The 17362-nt window shown below is 69.1% G+C and carries 13 protein-coding genes and 1 pseudogene; 8 read left to right on the top strand and 6 right to left on the bottom strand.

Features of this window, described 5'->3' with window-relative positions:
- Nucleotides 1-26: 26 nt before the first annotated feature.
- Nucleotides 27-794 carry a class I SAM-dependent methyltransferase gene (locus tag VMD50_RS05500; protein WP_325425638.1) on the bottom strand — a complete coding sequence of 256 codons (768 nt, stop codon included), beginning with the start codon at nt 792-794 and terminating at the stop codon, nt 27-29.
- Between the two features lie 216 nt (nt 795-1010).
- Between VMD50_RS05500 and VMD50_RS05495 the strand changes: the two genes are divergently transcribed.
- A complete protein-coding gene (locus VMD50_RS05495; protein WP_325425636.1) occupies nt 1011-2177 on the top strand; it encodes a glycosyltransferase family 4 protein in 1167 nt (388 codons plus the stop codon).
- On the opposite strand, the gene VMD50_RS05490 is transcribed toward VMD50_RS05495, so the two are convergent.
- Nucleotides 2161-3843: an MmpA family trehalose lipid delivery protein gene (locus VMD50_RS05490; RefSeq protein ID WP_325425635.1), complete on the bottom strand. Its 1683-nt coding sequence runs from the start codon at nt 3841-3843 to the stop codon at nt 2161-2163. The two genes, VMD50_RS05495 and VMD50_RS05490, sit on opposite strands and share 17 nt — an antisense overlap.
- A 9-nt stretch (nt 3844-3852) precedes the next feature.
- On the bottom strand, nt 3853-5154 hold the full coding sequence (gene pgfA, locus VMD50_RS05485; RefSeq protein WP_325425633.1) for a cell envelope lipid trafficking protein PgfA: 1302 nt from the start codon (nt 5152-5154) through the stop codon (nt 3853-3855).
- 127 nt (nt 5155-5281) lie between these two features.
- Between pgfA and VMD50_RS05480 the strand changes: the two are divergent.
- Nucleotides 5282-6485 (top strand): annotated as a pseudogene (locus tag VMD50_RS05480) (acyltransferase family protein).
- Here the strand turns inward: VMD50_RS05480 and VMD50_RS05475 are convergent.
- On the bottom strand, nt 6451-7947 hold the full coding sequence (locus tag VMD50_RS05475) for an AMP-binding protein (RefSeq protein WP_325425629.1): 1497 nt from the start codon (nt 7945-7947) through the stop codon (nt 6451-6453). The pseudogene VMD50_RS05480 and the gene VMD50_RS05475 overlap by 35 nt on opposite strands.
- On the bottom strand, nt 7948-8925 hold the full coding sequence (locus tag VMD50_RS05470) for a phosphotriesterase family protein (RefSeq protein ID WP_325425627.1): 978 nt from the start codon (nt 8923-8925) through the stop codon (nt 7948-7950).
- Nucleotides 8926-9023: 98 nt separating this feature from the next.
- On the opposite strand from VMD50_RS05470, the gene VMD50_RS05465 reads away from it, so the two are divergent.
- The 3 genes from VMD50_RS05465 to VMD50_RS05455 all read left to right on the top strand — a co-directional run bounded on the left by VMD50_RS05465 (nt 9024) and on the right by VMD50_RS05455 (nt 12463).
- On the top strand, nt 9024-10721 hold the full coding sequence (locus VMD50_RS05465; protein WP_325425625.1) for an acyl-CoA dehydrogenase family protein: 1698 nt from the start codon (nt 9024-9026) through the stop codon (nt 10719-10721).
- 138 nt (nt 10722-10859) lie between these two features.
- On the top strand, nt 10860-11528 hold the full coding sequence (locus VMD50_RS05460; RefSeq protein ID WP_325425623.1) for a TetR/AcrR family transcriptional regulator: 669 nt from the start codon (nt 10860-10862) through the stop codon (nt 11526-11528).
- A complete protein-coding gene (locus VMD50_RS05455; RefSeq protein WP_325425621.1) occupies nt 11525-12463 on the top strand; it encodes a R2-like ligand-binding oxidase in 939 nt (312 codons plus the stop codon). Before VMD50_RS05460 ends, VMD50_RS05455 begins: the two co-directional genes overlap by 4 nt.
- Nucleotides 12464-12486: 23 nt before the next feature.
- Here VMD50_RS05455 and VMD50_RS05450 read toward each other — a convergent pair whose 3' ends face one another.
- The gene (locus VMD50_RS05450; protein WP_325425619.1) at nt 12487-13905 is read right to left on the bottom strand and encodes an NADP-dependent succinic semialdehyde dehydrogenase; all 1419 of its coding nucleotides are present in this window, start codon (nt 13903-13905) and stop codon (nt 12487-12489) included.
- Nucleotides 13906-13985: 80 nt separating this feature from the next.
- On the opposite strand from VMD50_RS05450, the gene VMD50_RS05445 reads away from it, so the two are divergent.
- The 3 genes from VMD50_RS05445 to VMD50_RS05435 all read left to right on the top strand — a co-directional run.
- Nucleotides 13986-15632 carry an acetolactate synthase large subunit gene (locus VMD50_RS05445; protein WP_325425617.1) on the top strand — a complete coding sequence of 549 codons (1647 nt, stop codon included), beginning with the start codon at nt 13986-13988 and terminating at the stop codon, nt 15630-15632.
- Between the two features lie 69 nt (nt 15633-15701).
- Complete coding sequence (locus VMD50_RS05440) at nt 15702-16934, top strand: HNH endonuclease signature motif containing protein (protein ID WP_414686007.1); 1233 nt, start codon at nt 15702-15704, stop codon at nt 16932-16934.
- Nucleotides 16931-17362: recombinase family protein (locus VMD50_RS05435; protein WP_325425615.1), on the top strand; the 432-nt coding region annotated here is incomplete at its 3' end. The genes VMD50_RS05440 and VMD50_RS05435, both read left to right, overlap by 4 nt.

Below are 17362 nucleotides of genomic sequence, written 5' to 3'. Positions count from 1 at the left end.
GGGAGACAAAACGAGAACATGTTTCATTATCGGGGTGCGAGCACCAGCGCGAGATTGCTCACCAGGAACTCGCGCACCGTCGGCACCGACGTCAGCCACCACGCCCATCGCGGGTGGTAGCGGGGAAATGCCGCGACGAGCGCGCCCGTGTTCGCAGCCCAGTCCAGCCCCTCGGCGGCCGACACCGCGAACAACGACGACCCGTAGTTGTTTTTGGCCGGATGACCGTGCCTGCGGGCGTAGCGCTCGGCGGCGCGGGCGCCGCCGAGGTAGTGGGTCAGGCCCATCTCGTGGCCGCCGAACGGGCCGAGCCACACGGTGTAGGACAGCACGGCCAGCCCGCCCGGCCTGGTGACCCGCAGCATCTCGCCGCCGAGCTGCCAGGGCCGCGGCACGTGTTCGGCCACGTTGGACGACAGGCAGATGTCCACCGAATCGTCGGCGAACGGCAGCGCCATGCCCGAGGCGCGGACGAACGCGCCCGGCTCGCGCGCCAAAACCGGTCCGGCCGCGTGCATCTCGCTCGGGTCGGGCTCCACGCCGAGGTAGCGGACACCGGCATCGGCGAAGGCCGCCGCGAAATACCCCGGGCCGCCGCCGACGTCGAGCAGCGTGCGGCCCACCGGCGGTTCACCATGGCTTCCGCTCCACAGGTCGGTCACCATCGCGGCGGTGTCGGCCGCCAGGGCGCGGTAGAAGCGCGCCGGGTCGGAGCGTTCGTGGCGGAACTCGGACAGCAGCCGCAGCGACCGGCGAAGCGTCGCCCGCCGCGCGAAAACGTCGGTCACGCTCACGTGCCGGTCCCCACGGTCCGCCAAGAGCGTTGGTCGTATATGCCACACGGGTCACTGCCCCGGGAGGCATGCCAGTTGCCCGCCTCGTAGCGACAGACAGCCCGAACCATCAGTTGTCGCGCAAAGGTGGACACAAAGGACATCCTTTCAGCCAGCGGCCAGTGTGACGGATGGGGCGAAGGCCCGGCGCCCCCGCGCCAGCTACGCTGGCCGGTAATGTCTGCTCTCCGCTCGGTTCTGCTGCTGTGCTGGCGCGACACGGGGCACCCGCAGGGCGGCGGCAGCGAAGCCTATCTGCAGCGCGTCGGCGCGCAGCTGGCCGCCTCGGGGATCGCCGTCACGCTGCGCACCGCCCGCTATCCGGGTGCGCCCCGGCGCGAAGTGGTCGACGGGGTGCGCATCGACCGTGCCGGTGGGCGGTACTCGGTGTACGTGTGGGCGCTGCTGGCGATGACCCTGAACGAATTGGGGGCGCGCCTCGGTCTCGGGCCGCTGCGTCGGGCGCGGCCCGACGTCGTCGTCGACACCCAGAACGGCTTACCGTTCCTGGCCCGGCTGGTGCACGGCCGCCGGGTCATGGTGCTGGTGCACCACTGTCATCGCGAGCAGTGGCCGGTGGCGGGGCCGGTGTTGGGGCGGATCGGCTGGTTTGTCGAGTCGTGGTTGTCGCCGCGGCTGAACCGGGGAAATCAGTACGTGACGGTGTCGCTCCCGTCGGCCCGCGACCTGGTCGCGCTCGGCGTCGCCAACGAGCAGATCGCCGTCGTGCGCAACGGCCTCGATGAGGCGCCGCCGCAAACGTTGTCCGGTCCGCGCTCGGCGGCGCCGAGGGTGGTGGTGCTGTCGCGGTTGGTGCCGCACAAGCAGATCGAAGACGCGCTGGAAGCCGTCGCGGCGTTGCGACCGCGCGTGCCGGGTGTGCACCTCGACATCGTCGGCGGCGGCTGGTGGCGGCAGCGGCTCGTCGACCATGCGCGACGGCTGGGCATGTCCGGCGCGGTGACGTTCCACGGCCACGTCGACGACCTCACCAAACACCATGTCCTGCAGAGCTCCTGGGTGCACGTGCTGCCGTCCCGCAAGGAGGGCTGGGGTTTGGCGGTCGTCGAGGCGGCCCAGCACGCGGTGCCCACCATCGGCTACCGCTCCTCGGGCGGCCTGTCCGACTCGATCGTTGACGGGGTGACCGGGATGCTGGTGGACAGCCGCGCCGAACTGGTGGATCGCCTCGAGCAGCTGCTGTCCGATCCGGTGTTGCGCGATCAACTCGGCGCCAAGGCGCAGGCGCGCAGCGGCGAGTTCTCCTGGACGCAAAGCGCAGACGCGATGCGCGGTGTGCTCGAGGCCGTCCGGGCCGGCGAGTTCGTCAGCGGCGTCGTCTGACCCGGCAGAGCACCGCCCCGGCGGCGCCCCCGATCAGCATCGCCAGCCAGGCCAGGTGCGCGATCAGTGCCGCGGTCCGCCGGGCCGCCGGGACACCGGCGGTGTCGCCGCCGATCCGATAGAGAGCGATCTCGTTGTCACGGTAGACCGGCCTCAGCGCGTCGAGGGTGCGCGCGGCCGCGCCCAGGTCACCCGCGCTGTCCGATTCGACGACCAGCCACCCGATGCCGGCCGGGGCCAGCGCGGCGGGATCGGGCCCCGTCAGGAGCAAGTCCTGCACGGCGCGGGCGCGATCGCCCTCCCCGGGCACGACGACACCCGAGATGGCCAGGTCCCCGGTGGTCAGCACGTCGGCGCGCAGCCAGCGGGGCAGCGGATCCAGCACCGGCGCCGGGCCCGACCACGAGAACCGCCGCATGGTGCCGGCGGGCAGCACCGCGACCGTCCGCGGATCGGAGTTGATCGCCGCCGCCACGGCGGCCCACCCGGGCGGGTAGCGCACCGGCGAGACCTTGCCCCACACGCCCCACGCCAGGTCCGGCAGGGTCAGGATCAGCGCGAGGCAGCAGACCAGAGCCGCCACCCAAGGCCGTAACCACCGCCGCAGCGTCACCACGGCGCCGGCACCCGCCAGCGAGTACCCCGGCACCGCCAGCGCCACCCACTTCTGCCCATCGCGCAGCACACCGAAGCCGGGCGCGGCCTCCACCAGCGCCCGCAGCGCGTGCAGGCCCGGGCCCGTCGCCAAAACGGCAGGAACCACCACCGACACCGCGGCCAGGATCAACAGCGGCACCACCGCGCGCCGGCGCGCCACCACCGGCAGCCCGACCGCCACGATCCCCAGCAGCACCACGGCCGACGACACCGCGAAAAGCGTTGTCCGCGAGGCCGGTACCGCCTCGCCGTTCCAGATGCCGCCGAGGCTGGCCAGGCTGGCCAGGGTGCCCAGGCCGGGCTCGGCCCGCGGCGCGAACGCGTCCACCCCGAGCGCGGCGTTGGGCGTCAGCGACGAGCCCGCCGCCGCCGCGGTCAGCCAGGGCGCCGCGGCCACCAGCGCGGCGCCCGACGCCACCGCGGCGCAGAGCCGGCGGGGGCGCCCCGCACCCGGCACGGCAACGCAGACCAGCGCCACCGTCGCGGCCAGCAACAGGCCGGTGGGGGTCAGCCCGGCCAGCGCCACCCAGAACGCCAGGCCGAACACGACGGACCAGCCGGCGTCGTCAGCCGTCCGCAACCGCAGCATCGCCGCCGCGACCCAGGGCAGGCAGCCGCAGCCGACCAGCAGGCTCCAGTGGCCCTGCAGAAGCCGTTCGGCCACATAGGGATTCCAGATCGCCAGCGTGCCGGCGACGAACTCGCCGGGTGCGCCCGCGCAGGGCAGCGCCGCGGCGACCAGCCGGGCCGCGCCCCAGCCCGAGAGCCACAACCCCGCCACGAGCAGCGCTTTCACCACGACGCCGCCGTCGACCAGGTGCGAGGCCACCGCCACCGCGAAGTCCTGGGGCGTCGCGCGCGGCGCCGCCGTCAGCCCCAGGGCGGTGTCGGACAGATACGACCGCGGCGTCGACACCGCATCGCGCAGGAGCAGGTACCCGGGCGCCAGGAGCGGCCCGACCACCAGGAGCGCCAGCAACAGCGCGTACCCCGGCCGGGTCCAGCGCATCCGAGGAATCTAGGCCCGTTCGGGCGGGCCGGGGGCTTCGGGCGGTCCGGCGTCGGGCGGCCGCGGCTCGGGTGGCTCATCCGACTCCGGGGCCGGCGGGTCCGAACCGGGCGGCGACACCGGATCCCCGGCCGGTCGCTGGGTGGGCAGCTTCTCGGTCTCGGCCTCGGCGCCGGGCACCGGTTCCGCGAGGCCGGTGCGGCCGAAGAACTCCTGATCGGACCGGTCCAGGCCGGGGTCGGTCAGCGCGCTTTCGGTGCGCAGGCTGAAGGCGGCGAGCACGCCGCCGCCGATCAGCGCGATCAGGCCGACCGCGGTGAACGTGATCGGCAGCACCCGCGACCACAGCGCCAGCCGGTCGCGCTCATCCCGCGCGGCGTTGACCTGGGCTTCGACGGTGTCTTCGTTCGAGGTGACCTTGTAATCGGCCAGCGTCAGCTCCGGCTTGAGCGGATCCCGGGCGAAGTAGTGATTGGCGTGCTCGGTCTCCTTGACGATGGTGCCGGACACCGGGTCCACCCAGAAGGTCCGCTGCGCCGCGTAGAAGCGGGTCATGGTGATCTGTTCGTTGGGATCGCCGCCCTGAACGCCCCACATCGCCGCCGAGGCGGTGAACTTGGAGTCCGTCGTCTGGTCGGCGTACAGCGTCGGGTACGCCACCGGAGCCACCAGCTTGCCGTCGGCGTTGTAGCCGACGTTCTGCGTGAACTTGTAGGTGGTCAGCCCGTTGACGTCTTCCTGGCTGTCGTAATTGACGTCGAACTGCTTCTGCGCGATCGGATCGAAGTAGGGGTACGTCTTCTTCTCGGTGTGGAACGGGAAGCGGTAAGACAACCCCTCGTGGCGGAGCGGCATCGCGGTGGGCGGGCTCTCGTCATTGACAGTGCGCGGCTTCTGCACGGAGCCGCCGGGGTGGGTGTCGTCGGAGACGGCCATCGCGGTCTTGCGGTTGAGCGTGACGGTGTCGACGATCGCCAGCAACAGCCCGCTGTCCTTCTGCTTGTCGGTGCGCCGGACCGAGGTGCCGACCTGCAGCGTGACGACGTCGGCGTTCGCCGGGTTTTCGACGCTGACCTGCTGCTGGGACACCAGCGGCACGTTTTGGTTGACGACGAGGTGGTCACCGGACAGCGAGGCGGAGTCGAGCGCGGTTCCGTTACCGTTGCTGATCAACGTGGCGTCGATGTCCAGCGGGATCTTGGTGATCCTGCTGCTGGTGTACGTCGACAGCAGCAGCGCCGCGATCAGGAGGGCAGCCCCGAGTCCGATGATCGCGCATGCGGCGTATCGCAACATGACTGCTCGGTTCACGTTGCCGTGCCCTCCTCATCGATCCCTCGTGGTCGCTGATGATCCCCGCGTGGCAAACCCGTTCGACCCTAACAGCAGAATTTAAGGCCCCGGCTTACCGACCCTTGCAGCCCGCGCCGGGTACCCGATTCGTCCGGTCGGGCACACTTGTGACCGTGACCGAGGGCCAGCAGGTGGGAGGGATCCGCAGTTTCCTGCCCGCCGTGGAGGGCATGCGCGCGTGCGCGGCGATGGGCGTCGTCGTCACGCACGTCGCCTTCCAGACGGGACACTCCACCGGCGCCACCGGCCGGCTGTTCGGCCGCTTCGACCTCGCCGTGGCGGTGTTCTTCGCGTTGTCGGGGTTCCTGTTGTGGCGCGGGCACGCCGCGGCGGCAAGGGGTTTGGCACCGCGTCCCCGCACCGGCCACTACCTGCGGTCGAGGGCGGTCCGCATCATGCCGGCCTATGTGGTGGCGGTCGCGGTGATCCTGACCTTGCTGCCCGACTCCAATCACGCCAGCCTGACGGTGTGGTTGGCCAACCTGACGCTCACCCAGATCTATGTGCCGCTCACCCTGACCGGTGGCCTGACGCAGATGTGGAGCCTTTCCGTCGAGGTCAGCTTCTACCTGGCGTTGCCCGTTCTGGCGCTGCTGGCCCGTCGTCTCCCGGTGGCGGCCCGGCTGCCGGCGATCGCGGCCCTGGCGATGCTCAGCCTCGCCTGGGCCTGGGTGCCCACTTTTTTGACGGACGCCAGCACCTGGAACAACCCGCTGGACTGGCCCCCGGCGTTTTTCTCCTGGTTCGCCGCGGGCATGTTGCTGGCGGAATGGGTCCACAGCGGAATCGGGTTGCCGCACCGCCTGGCGCGCAAGCGCGTGCTGATGGCCGTGATCGCGGTGGCGGCCTACCTGGTCGCGGCCTCACCGCTGGCGGGGCCCGCGGGCCTGGCCGTCGGCAGCGCCGCGCAATTCGCGGTCAAGACGGCGATGGGCTCCCTGGTGGCCTTCGCGCTGGTCGCCCCGCTGGTGCTGGACCGGCCGGGCACCCCACACCGGGTGCTGGGCAGCACGACCATGGTGACCTTGGGGCGCTGGTCCTACGGCCTGTTCATCTGGCACCTGGCCGCGCTGGACATGGTGTTCCCGGTCCTGGGGACGTTCGCGTTCAGCGGCGGGATGCCCTCGGTGCTGGCGTTGACGCTGATCTTCGGCTGGGCGATCGCCGCGGTCAGCTACGGCCTGGTCGAGTCGCCCTGCCGCGAGGCGCTGCGCCGCTGGGAGAAGCGGCACCGACCCGTCGAGACAGCTCAGGTCACAGACGCTGAGGCGGACGCAATCGCGCCATGACCTCCTCGCGCACCGCGGATCGCCGCGCCTTGCCGGCGTCGTCGCGCAGCGGAGTGTCGACGAACTCGATGGTGTGCGGCACTTTGTGCGACGAGATCCGTTCGCGCAGAAAGCTTTTCACGCCTTCGTTGTCCAGCGTGGATCCGTCGGCGGCATGCACCAGGGCGTACGGCACCTGACCCAGGTCCCCGGCGTTCGGGTCGGGTACGCCGACGACGAGGCAGGACAGCACCTCCGGGTGCGCCGACAGCGCGTTCTCGATCTCGGCAGGATAGACGTTGCGGCCTCCGACGGTGAACATGTCGACCCGGCGGTCCGACAGGTAGAGGAAGCCGTCTTCATCGAAATAGCCGAGGTCGCCCAGCGAGTCCCAGCCGTCGCGCGTCTTGGCGGTGACCCCGATGTAGCGGTAGGTCGGCGCGCTGCCCGGGGCGGGGCGCATGTAGATCTCGCCGACGACCCCGGGCGGGCAGGGATTGCCGTCGTCGTCGATCACCCTCATCTCCCCGGCGACCACCACCCCGACCGAGCCGCGGTGGGTCAGCCACTGGTCGCCGCGGATGAACGTAAGCGCCTGTAATTCGGTGCCGCCGTACAGTTCCCAGACGACCTCGGGGCCCAGCAGCTCGATCCACGCCTCCTTGATGGCCGGCGGGCAGGGCGCCCCCATGTGCCAGAAGCGTCGGAGCGACGACAGGTCGTAGGATCCGGGATCCGCGTGGTAGACCGGCAGCGACCGCTGCATGATCGTCGGGACCGTCGTCAGGAACGTGACGCGATGGTCGGTGATCAACTGCAGGAAACGCTGGGGGTCGAACCGGCTCATCAGCACCAGGTGGTGGCGCATCAGCAAGGCGAGCGTCGCGGTGGTGAAGCCGGTGTTGTGGGACAGCGGAATCGGCACCAGGGTGGTGTCGCCCTCCTGCGCGCCCAGCGGATACCCGATGGCGGCCGGTATCCGGCTTCCAAAGTGGGGGCCGCCGGACTCGATGAGCTTGGGCCGCCCGGTGCTGCCGCCCGACCCCATCGCCTTCCACACCGGCGAGACCGCTTCGGGTAACTCGGCGTCGGACAATGCCGGATCCGGAGCGAATCCCGCTGGGAAGCTGCGTATTTCGGCATGTTCGCGGCCCACCAGCAGCGCGGGCGGCCGCAACGCCAGCAGCCCCTGCAACTCCGCGTCGGGCAGCCGCGCCGACAACGGCTGGGGCACCGCGCCCAGCTTCCAGCACGCCACCGCGGCCTGAATCCACTCGATCGAGTTGGGCAGCACCATGGTCACGTAGTCGCCGACGCCCACGCCGCGCTCGGCGTACGCCCGGGCCAACCGGTTCGTCGACCGGTCGAGTTCGGCGCGGGTGAGGGTCAATCCGTCGCAGGTGACCGCCGGCTCGTCGGGGGCCAGCCGGGCAAGGCGCGAAATCTGGGTCCCGATCGGCGGGACCGGCTCGCTCTGGGTCATTTAGTAGGCGCCCGTCCGCTCGAAGATGCGCCGCGGGTTGTCGACCAGCATGGTGTGCAGCTGCTCGTCGGTGACGCCGCGTTGTTTGAGGGCCGGGATCACGTCGTTGTGGATGTGCAGGTAATGCCAATTCGGCGCCATCTGGGGTACCAGGGCTTCGGGCAGCGCGTCGAAATAGCAGTTTGCGTCGTGCGAGAGCACCATCTTGCCGGCGTGCCCACGCTCGCACATCGTGGCCACGATGTTGACCCGGTCCTCGAACGGCAGGATCACGTCGATGCCGAACCGGTCCATGCCGAGGTAGGAGCCGGCGGCGATGAGCTCCTCGAGGTAGCCGACGTCGGTGCTGTCGCCGGAATGCCCGATGACCACCCGGCTCAGGTCGACGCCCTCCTCCTCGAAGATGCGTTGCTGCTCGAGTCCGCGGCGCAGCCCGGCGTGGGTGTGCGTGGAGATCGGCACCCCGGTGCGCTTGTGCGCCTGGGCGACGGCGCGCAGCACCCGTTCGACGCCCGGCGTGATGCCGGGTTCGTCGGTGGCGCATTTGAGGATGCCCGCCTTGATGCCGGTGTCGGCGATGCCCTGCTCGATGTCGCGGACGAACATCTCGGTCATGATCTCGGGGCCGTCCAGCAACCCTCCCGGGCCCTCGTAATGGAACCGGAACGGCACGTCGTTGTAGGTGTAAAGCCCGGTCGCCACAACGATATTCAGTTCGGTGGCCGCCGCCACGCGCGCGATGCGCGGAATGTAGCGGCCCAGCCCGATCACGGTGAGGTCGACGATGGTGTCCACCCCGCGGGACTTCAGCTCGTTGAGCCGGTTGACGGCGTCGGCCACTCGCCGTTCCTCGTCGCCCCACGCTTCCGGATAGTTCAGCGCGATTTCGGTCGTCATGATGAACACGTGCTCGTGCATGAGAGTCACGCCGAGATCGGCGGTGTCGATGGGGCCGCGGGCGGTATTGAGTTCTGACACGGGACTGACTCTAGGTCGACTCGGCGCCCGAACAACAGGGCCCGACAGTTTTGTCCGGTGCGTTCCGGCGGCGGCGCCGTTGCAGTACCGTCCACGCCATGTTGCTCAATCCCAACCACCTGCAACGCCGCTACCCGGACCGCCGCTCGAGCGAGATCATGGCCGCGACGGTCGACTTCTTCGAGTCGCGGGGCAAGGCGCGGCTGAAGTCCGACGACCACAACCGCGTCTGGTACGCCGACTTTCTCGACCACATCGGGCGGGAGCGCATCTTCGCCTCGCTGCTGACGCCGGCGGAGTACGGTGCGGACGATTGCCGCTGGGACACCTACCGGATCAGCGAGTTCGCCGAGATCGTGGGCTTCTACGGGCTCAGCTACTGGTACCCCTTCCAGGTGACGGCGCTGGGCCTGGGCCCGATCTGGATGAGCGACAACGAGGACGCCAAGCGCAAGGCCGCCGCCCAGCTGGAACAGGGCGAGGTGTTCGCCTTCGGGCTGTCGGAGCAGACGCACGGCGCCGACGTCTACCAGACCGACATGATCCTGACGCCCAGCGAAGGCGGATGGACGGCTAATGGGGAGAAGTACTACATCGGCAACGCCAACGTGGCCCGGATGGTGTCGACCTTCGGCAAGATCGCCGGCACGGACGAGTACGTCTTCTTCGCCGCCGACTCCCGGCACGATCGATACGAGCTGATCAAGAACGTGGTCAACTCGCAGAACTTCGTCGCCAACTACGCGCTGCGCGGCTACCCCGTCACCGAGGCCGACATGTTGCACCGCGGCCCCGGCGCCTTCCACGCCGCGCTCAACACCGTCAACGTCTGCAAGTACAACCTGGGCTGGGGCGCCATCGGGATGTGCACCCACGCCATGTACGAGGCCGTCACGCACGCCGCCAACCGTCACCTCTACGGGACCGTCGTGACCGACTTCTCCCACGTGCGGCGGCTGCTCACCGACGCCTACGTGCGCCTGATCGCAATGAAGCTGGTCGCCACCCGCGCCTGCGACTACATGCGCAGCGCCTCGGCGGACGACCGCCGCTACCTGCTCTACAGCCCGCTCACCAAGGCCAAGATCACCAGCGAGGGCGAGCGCGTCGTCACCGCGTTGTGGGATGTCATCGCCGCCAAGGGAGTTGAGAAGGACACCTTCTTCGAGGCCGTCACCCGCGAGATCGGCCTGCTGCCCCGCCTGGAAGGCACCGTGCACATCAACATCGGGCTGCTCGGCAAGTTCATGCCCAACTTCCTGTTCGCCCCGAGCGCCGAACTGCCCGTGATCGCACGCCGCGACGACGCCGCCGACGACACATTCCTGTTCGCCCAGGGGCCCACCGGGGGCCTGGGCAAGGTGCGGTTCGCGGACTGGCGCGCGCCGTTCGAGAGCTTCGCCCACCTGCCCAACGTCGCGCTGCTGCGCGAGCAGGTCGACGTGCTCACCGAGATGCTGGCCGGCGCCACCCCGGATGCCTTGCAGCAGAAGGACATTGACTTCGCCTTCGCCGTGGGCCAGCTGTTCGCGACGGTGCCCTACGCGCAGCTCATCCTGGAGGAGACTGCGTTCTCCGGGGTGGACGACGGGTTGATCGACGAGATCTTCGCGGTGCTGGTGCGGGACTTCAACGGCTACGCCGTCGAACTGAGCGACAAGCCCGCGACGACGGATTACCAGGCCCGTTTCGCGATGCGCATGCTCCGGCGCCCAGTACACGACCCCGCGCGCTACGACCAGATCTGGAAGGAACACGTGCTGCCGATCAACGGCGCCTACGCGATGCGGCCCTGATTGCCTCGGCGAGTGGCCCCGGCAACCCCGGCCGACCGCCCGGGACCATGTGCTGACCTTCAAACGTGGTAGCAAACCCTTGACTGTGACGTGGCTCACCGTAGAATGACCAGTGGTCATCGACGTTAGGGGGCAGCCATGCCGACGGTGACATGGGCGCGCGTCGACCCCGCCCGGCGCGCCGCGGTGATAGAGGCTGCGGAGTCGGAGTTCGGCGCGCACGGATTCTCCGGCGGCAGCTTGAACGTCATCGCACGGCGCGCCGGCGTCGCCAAGGGCAGCCTGTTCCAGTACTTCGCCGACAAGCGTGACCTGTACGCGTTCATCGCCGACATCGGCAGCCAGCGGGTGCGCGCCTACATGGAGGACCTGATCCGCCGGCTCGACCCGACCCGCCCGTTCTTCGACTTCCTCACCGACCTGCTCGATGCCTGGGTGGCCTACTTCGCCGAGCATCCGCGCGAACGCGCCCTGCACGCCGCGGCGACGCTGGAGGTCGACACCGATGCCCGCATCAGCGTGCGCAGCGTCATCCACCGCCACTACCTGGAGGTGCTGCGCCCGCTCGTCCGCGACGCCCGGGCCCGGGGCGACCTGCGCGCCGACGGCGACACCGACGCACTGTTGTCGCTGCTGCTGCTGATCTTCCCCCACCTGGCGCTGGCCCCGTACATGCGCGGCCTGGATCCCATTCTCGGTCTCGACGAGCCGAGCCCCGAGCAGCCCGCGCTGGCCGTGCGCAGGCTCGTCGCGGTGCTCGCGGCCGCGTTCTCCCCGCACGCCGTCACAATCAAGGAGGTCACATGACACGTTCACATTCGGGTTCGCTCGTTGCGGGCGGCCTCAACTGGGAAAGCCTGCCGCTCAAGCTCTTCGCCGGTGGCAACGCAAAGTTCTGGGATCCCGCCGACATCGACTTCTCCCGCGACCGCGCGGACTGGGAACAGCTCTCGGACGTCGAGCGCCACTTCGCCACCCGGCTGTGCGCCGAGTTCATCGCCGGCGAGGAGGCGGTGACCGAGGACATCCAGCCGTTCATGGCGGCCATGCGGGCCGAGGGCCGCCTCGGCGACGAGATGTATCTGACGCAGTTCGCGTTCGAGGAGGCCAAGCACACGCAGGTGTTCCGGATGTGGCTGGACGCGGTCGGGATCACCGGCGACCTGCACGGCTTCCTCGAGCCACTGACGGCCTACCGGCAGATCTTCTACCAGGAGCTGCCGGACTGCCTCAACGCGTTGTCGACCGATCCGTCGCCGGCCGCGCAGGTCCGGGCGGCCGTGACCTACAACCACATCGTCGAGGGCATGCTCGCGCTGACTGGCTATTACATCTGGCACAAGATCTGCGTGGACCGCGACATCCTCCCCGGCATGCAGGAGCTGATCCGGCGCATCAGCGACGACGAGCGGCGACACATGGCGTGGGGCACCTTCACCTGCCGGCGCCACGTCGCCGCCGATGACGCCAACTGGACGGTGTTCGAGACCCGCATGAACGAGCTCCTCCCGTTGGCGTTGGAGGCCGTGCAGCAGAGCTTCGCCTTGTACGACCCGATGCCGTTCGGGATCACCGAGGACGAGTTGATGCAGTACAGCGCCGACAAGGGGATGCGGCGGTTCGGCACGATCTCCAGCGCCCGCGGGCGGCCCGTCGGCGAAATCGACCTCGACTACTCGCCGCTGGTGCTCGAGGACACCTTCGCCGACGAGGACGAGAAGGTATTGGCGGGCAGCCACTAAGGCCGCGCAGAGAAGCCGGGCGGCTACTCGACCTTCGTGCCGCCGCCGGAGTCCCCGGTTTCCGCCGAGCCCACCCACACGGTCTTGGCGTTGCAGAACTCGCGGATCCCGAGGCCCGCGAGTTCGCGGCCGTACCCGGATCGCTTGACGCCGCCGAACGGCAGCTCAGGGTAGGACACCGTCATCCCGTTGATGAAGACCTGGCCCGCCTCGATGTCGTCGATAAAGCGCTGCTGCTCGGCCTCGTTGCGGGTCCAGGCGTTGGAGCCCAGGCCGAAAGTCGTGGCGTTGGCGATCTCGATGGCCTCGTCGATGTCGGCGGCGCGATAGATCGAGGCCACCGGGCCGAACACCTCCTCGGTGTACAGCGCCATGTCCTTGGTGATGTCGGTGACGACCGTCGGCGAGTAGAACCAGCCGGGCCGGTCCAAAGCCTTGCCGCCGCAACGGATCACCGCGCCGGCGGCGGCCGCGTCGTCGACCTGCTTGGCCACGTCGTCGCGGCCCGACTCGGTGGCCAGCGGGCCGACGTCGGTATCCGGGTCGGTCGGATCCCCGACCCGCAACGCCTGCACCCGATCGACGAACTTCTCGACGAACTCGTCATAGACGTCGGCGTGGGCGATGAACCGCTTGGCGGCGATGCAGGACTGGCCGTTGTTCTGCACCCGGGCGGTGACGGCCGTCTTGACCGCCTCGTCCAGGTCGGCCGACGGCATCACGATGAACGGGTCGCTGCCGCCGAGCTCCAGCACCGAGGGCTTGATCTCGTCGCCGGCGATGGCGCCGACCGATTGGCCGGCCGGCTCGCTGCCGGTGAGGGTGACCGCCGCGACGCGGGCATCGCGCAGGATCTTCTCCACCGCACTGGACGGGACGAGCAGCGTCTGGAAGCAGCCCTCCGGGAAGCCGCCGCGGGCGATGACGTCGGCCAGATACAGCGCGCACTGCGGCACGTTCGACGCGTGCTTGAGAATGCCGACGTTGCCCGCCATCAGCGCCGGCGCGGCGAACCGGACGGCCTGCCACAGCGGGAAGTTCCAGGGCATCACGGCCAGCACCACGCCCAGTGGTTGGTAACGGGTGTAGGCCTGCGTGGCGCCCACCTTTCCCGCGTCGGCCAGCTCGTCGGCCAGCAGCTGCTCGGCGTTCTCGGCGTAATAGCGAAAACCCTTGGCGCACTTCAGCGCTTCGGCCTTGGCCGAAGCCAGCGTCTTACCCATCTCCAGGGTCATCATCGAGGCGACGTCGTCAGCCTCCTTCTCCAGCAGATCGGCGGTTGCGTTTGCCCATTGGGCGCGCTGGGCAAAGGTGGTGTTATGGCGGTAGTCCTGGAAGCGGGCGTACGCCCGGGCGATCGCCGCGTCGACTTCTTCGTCGGTTGCCGGGGTGAAGGTCTTTACTGTCTCGCCGGTAGCCGGGTTGATCGTGGCGATGGGCACGCTGACATCCTTCGCTTTGGGGGTTGATGAAAGGTCCAACACCTAGCCTGCCACTATCGTTCCCTCAAAGGAGGTGCCGGATGAGCAAAGCCGCCGAGTTGATGGTCAAGTGCCTGGAAAACGAGGGGGTTTACGTCGTTTTCGGGCTGCCGGGGGAGGAGAACATCCGCTTCGTGCAGGCGCTGGCGTCGTCGGACATCCGCTACGTCCTGACCCGCCATGAGCAGGCCGCCGCGTTCATGGCAGAGATGTACGGGCGGGTCACCGGGCGGGCGGCGGTGGTGTCGAGCACCCTGGGGCCGGGCGCGATCAACATGCAACTCGGCGTCGCCGACGCCACCACCAACAGCACGCCCTTGGTCGCCATCTCCGCGCAGGTGGGCCACGACCGGGAGTACAAGGAGTCGCACCAGTACGTCGATCTGGTATCGATGTTCGCGCCCATCACGCGGTGGGCCGCTGGGGTCCCCACCGCGCGCGCCATCCCCGAGATGTTCCGCAAGGCGTTCAAGGTCGCCGAGACCGAACGCCCGGCCGCGGTCTATCTCGCGGTGCCGGAGCACATCGACGCCGACGAGACCGACTACGAACTGACGCCGTTGCCGCGCAACGTCGTCCGCCCCGATGCGCCCGCACCCGGTCAGGTGGAACGCGCGGTCGACATCCTGCGCAAGGCGAAGCGGCCGGTGGTGCTGGCCGGGCACGGCGCCGCCCGCGCCGACGCCACCAAGGCCCTGGTCCGCTTCTCCGAGGAGCTCGGCATACCGGTGGCCAACACCTTCCACGGCAAGGGCGTGATGCCCGACGACCATCCCAATAGCATCGGGACCCTCGGGTTCATGCGGCACGACTACGTCAACTTCGGCTTCGACAACGCCGACGTGGTCATCGCCGTAGGCTACGAGCTGCAGGAGTTCGACCCCGTCCGGATCAATCCGCAGGCCGACAAGAAGATCATCCACATCCATCGTTTCCCCGCCGAGGTCGACGCGCACTACTCGGTCGACGTCGGGATCATCGGCGACATCAGCTCCTCGCTCAACGCGCTGACGGACGCGCTGGACGGCCACGCCTACGAAGCCGATCCAGAGGTTCCCGGCCACGGCCTGCTGGCCGAGGAATTCGCTCGGGGACAACAGGATTCGCGCTACCCCCTGGCGCCGGCCCGGGTGGTCGCCGACACCCGCGAGGCGTTGGGCCGCAGCGACGTCGTGCTCGTCGACACCGGCGCCACCAAGATGTGGATGGCCCGCCTCTACCCGACCTACGAGCGGAACACCTGCCTGATCTCGAACGGCTTGTCCACCATGGCTTTCGCGCTACCGGGGGCCCTCGGCGTCAAGCTGGCCCGGCCTGAGGCCAAGGTGCTGGCCGTCGTCGGCGACGGCGCGTTCCTGATGAACTCCCAGGAAATCGAGACCGCCGTCCGGGAGCGGATCCCCCTGGTGGTGCTGATTTGGGAGGACGGTGGTTACGGCCTCATCGAATGGAAGATGGACCTCGAACTGGGCGAGCACTATTACGTGAAGTTCGGCAATCCCGACATCGTGATGTACGCGGAAAGCTTCGGAGCCAAGGGATATCGGATCAACAGCGCCGAGGAGCTGTTGCCGACGCTGCGGGCGGCACTCGACGACGACGGGGTGTCGCTGATCTGCTGCCCGGTCGACTATTCGGAGAACCTGCGGCTGACCGACCGGCTCGGCGAGCTGGACGAGACGCTGTAGCTGAGACGCCGCCGGTTATCCACAGGGCGGCGGTGGCGGTTTGTCACCCCAACGGTTATACTCGAACACATGTTCGAAGAAGTCCGTGCCCGGTTCGACGAGATGATCGAGCGGCACTACCCGTCGAAGACCGGCGAGTCGGCGGCGCTGCTGGACGAGATCGGAGCGGCGGCGCGCGCGGAGAATCGGTCGGCGGCGGCGCAGCTTTCGGCGATCGGGCGGTTGTTCGGGTATCGGCTGTCGCGGTGTTCAGAGACCGAGGACTGGGCGATCGACACGATGGAGGCGGTCGCGGCTGAGGTGGCCGCGCAGTTGCGGATCAGCCAAGGGCTGGCGGCCAGCCGGGTGCGCTACGCCCGCGCGCTGCGCGAACGCCTGCCCAAGGTGGGCGAGGTGTTCAAGGCTGGGGACATCGACTACCGGATGTTTCAGACGCTGGTGTTTCGCACCGATCTGATCGTCGATCCCGACGTGCTGGCATCGGTGGATGCGACGTTGGCGGTCAATGTGGTGGTCTGGCCGTCGCTGAGCCGGGGGCGGCTGGCCGCGCAGGTGGACAAGATCGTCGCTAAGGCCGATGTGGATGCGGTGCGCCGGCGCACCAAGTCCCAGGGGGATCGTGACGTGTGGATCGGGCCGGACCACGACGGGGTGGCCGAGATCAGCGGCAGCCTGCTGTCCCCGGACGCGCATGCGTTGGAGCAGCGGTTGACTGCGCTGGCCGCCACGGTGTGTCCGCATGATCCGCGTACCCGCGAGCAGCGCCGCGCTGATGCGCTGGGGGCGCTGGCCGCTGGGGCGGATCGACTGGGCTGCCGCTGCGGGCGCGGTGATTGCGCGGCCGGCAAGCGGCCGGCGGCTTCGCCGGTGGTGATCCATGTGATCGCCGAACAGGCCACCCTCGACGGCCGCAGCGCGGCACCGGCGTCGGAGGTCGCCGCCGACGGGATCATCACGCCGGAACTGCTCACCGAGCTAGCCAAATCGGCCAAGCTGGTGCCGCTGATCCATCCCGGTGACGCCGCACCCGAGAACGGTTACGTGCCCTCGAAGGCGTTGGCCGATTTCGTGCGGTGTCGGGATTTGACGTGTCGCTGGCCCGGCTGCGACCAGCCCGCGGTGGGCTGCGACATCGACCACACGATCCCCTACAGCCAGGGTGGGCGCACCCACGCAGCCAACCTCAAGTGTTATTGCCGTACTCACAGTCGGCTAGCTGGAGAATACTTTAAGGGGGTAGGGTGTGCTACCAGGTGGGGAGGCATCCCGCCCCCCCGCCACGAGAGGACACCTACGACATGACCGCCAAGACCGCCGCCATCTACACCCGCATCAGCGCCGACCAGTCCGGCGAGGCGTTGGGCGTGACCCGTCAGGAGGAGGCGTGCCGCAAGCTGGCCGCCGCCCGCGGCTACGAGGTCGTGCAGGTCTACCCGGACAACGACGTGTCGGCGTTCAACGGGAAGGTCCGGCCGCATTTCGAGCGCCTGCTTGGTGACATGAAGATCGGCGCGTTCGATGTGCTGCTGTGCTGGCACCCTGACCGGCTGTATCGGTCGTTGCGGGACATGACCCGGGTTTTGGACGCCGCCAAGCTCGGCGGCAACATTGCGATCGACACCGTCAACGGCGGGACCATCGACCCCGGCACTGCGACCGGCGCGATGGTCGCGACCATCTTGGGCAGCGTCGCCATCCAGGAGAGCGCGCACAAGGGTGAGCGGCAGCGG

Origin of the sequence: Mycobacterium sp. (assembly GCF_035506235.1) — a bacterium.
Lineage (GTDB): Bacteria > Actinomycetota > Actinomycetes > Mycobacteriales > Mycobacteriaceae > Mycobacterium.
The sequence above is the reverse complement of the archived record's forward strand: the minus strand, read 5'-3'. Positions and strand labels throughout refer to the sequence as shown.

Coding starts and splice junctions, on each gene's coding strand:
- VMD50_RS05445 (WP_325425617.1), top strand. CDS start 13,986: ATGAGCAAAGCCGCCGAGTTGATGGTCAAGTGCCTGGAAAACGAGGGG.
- VMD50_RS05495 (WP_325425636.1), top strand. CDS start 1,011: ATGTCTGCTCTCCGCTCGGTTCTGCTGCTGTGCTGGCGCGACACGGGG.
- VMD50_RS05455 (WP_325425621.1), top strand. CDS start 11,525: ATGACACGTTCACATTCGGGTTCGCTCGTTGCGGGCGGCCTCAACTGG.
- VMD50_RS05465 (WP_325425625.1), top strand. CDS start 9,024: ATGTTGCTCAATCCCAACCACCTGCAACGCCGCTACCCGGACCGCCGC.
- VMD50_RS05490 (WP_325425635.1), bottom strand. CDS start 3,843: ATGCGCTGGACCCGGCCGGGGTACGCGCTGTTGCTGGCGCTCCTGGTG.
- VMD50_RS05475 (WP_325425629.1), bottom strand. CDS start 7,947: ATGACCCAGAGCGAGCCGGTCCCGCCGATCGGGACCCAGATTTCGCGC.
- VMD50_RS05440 (WP_414686007.1), top strand. CDS start 15,702: ATGTTCGAAGAAGTCCGTGCCCGGTTCGACGAGATGATCGAGCGGCAC.
- VMD50_RS05460 (WP_325425623.1), top strand. CDS start 10,860: ATGCCGACGGTGACATGGGCGCGCGTCGACCCCGCCCGGCGCGCCGCG.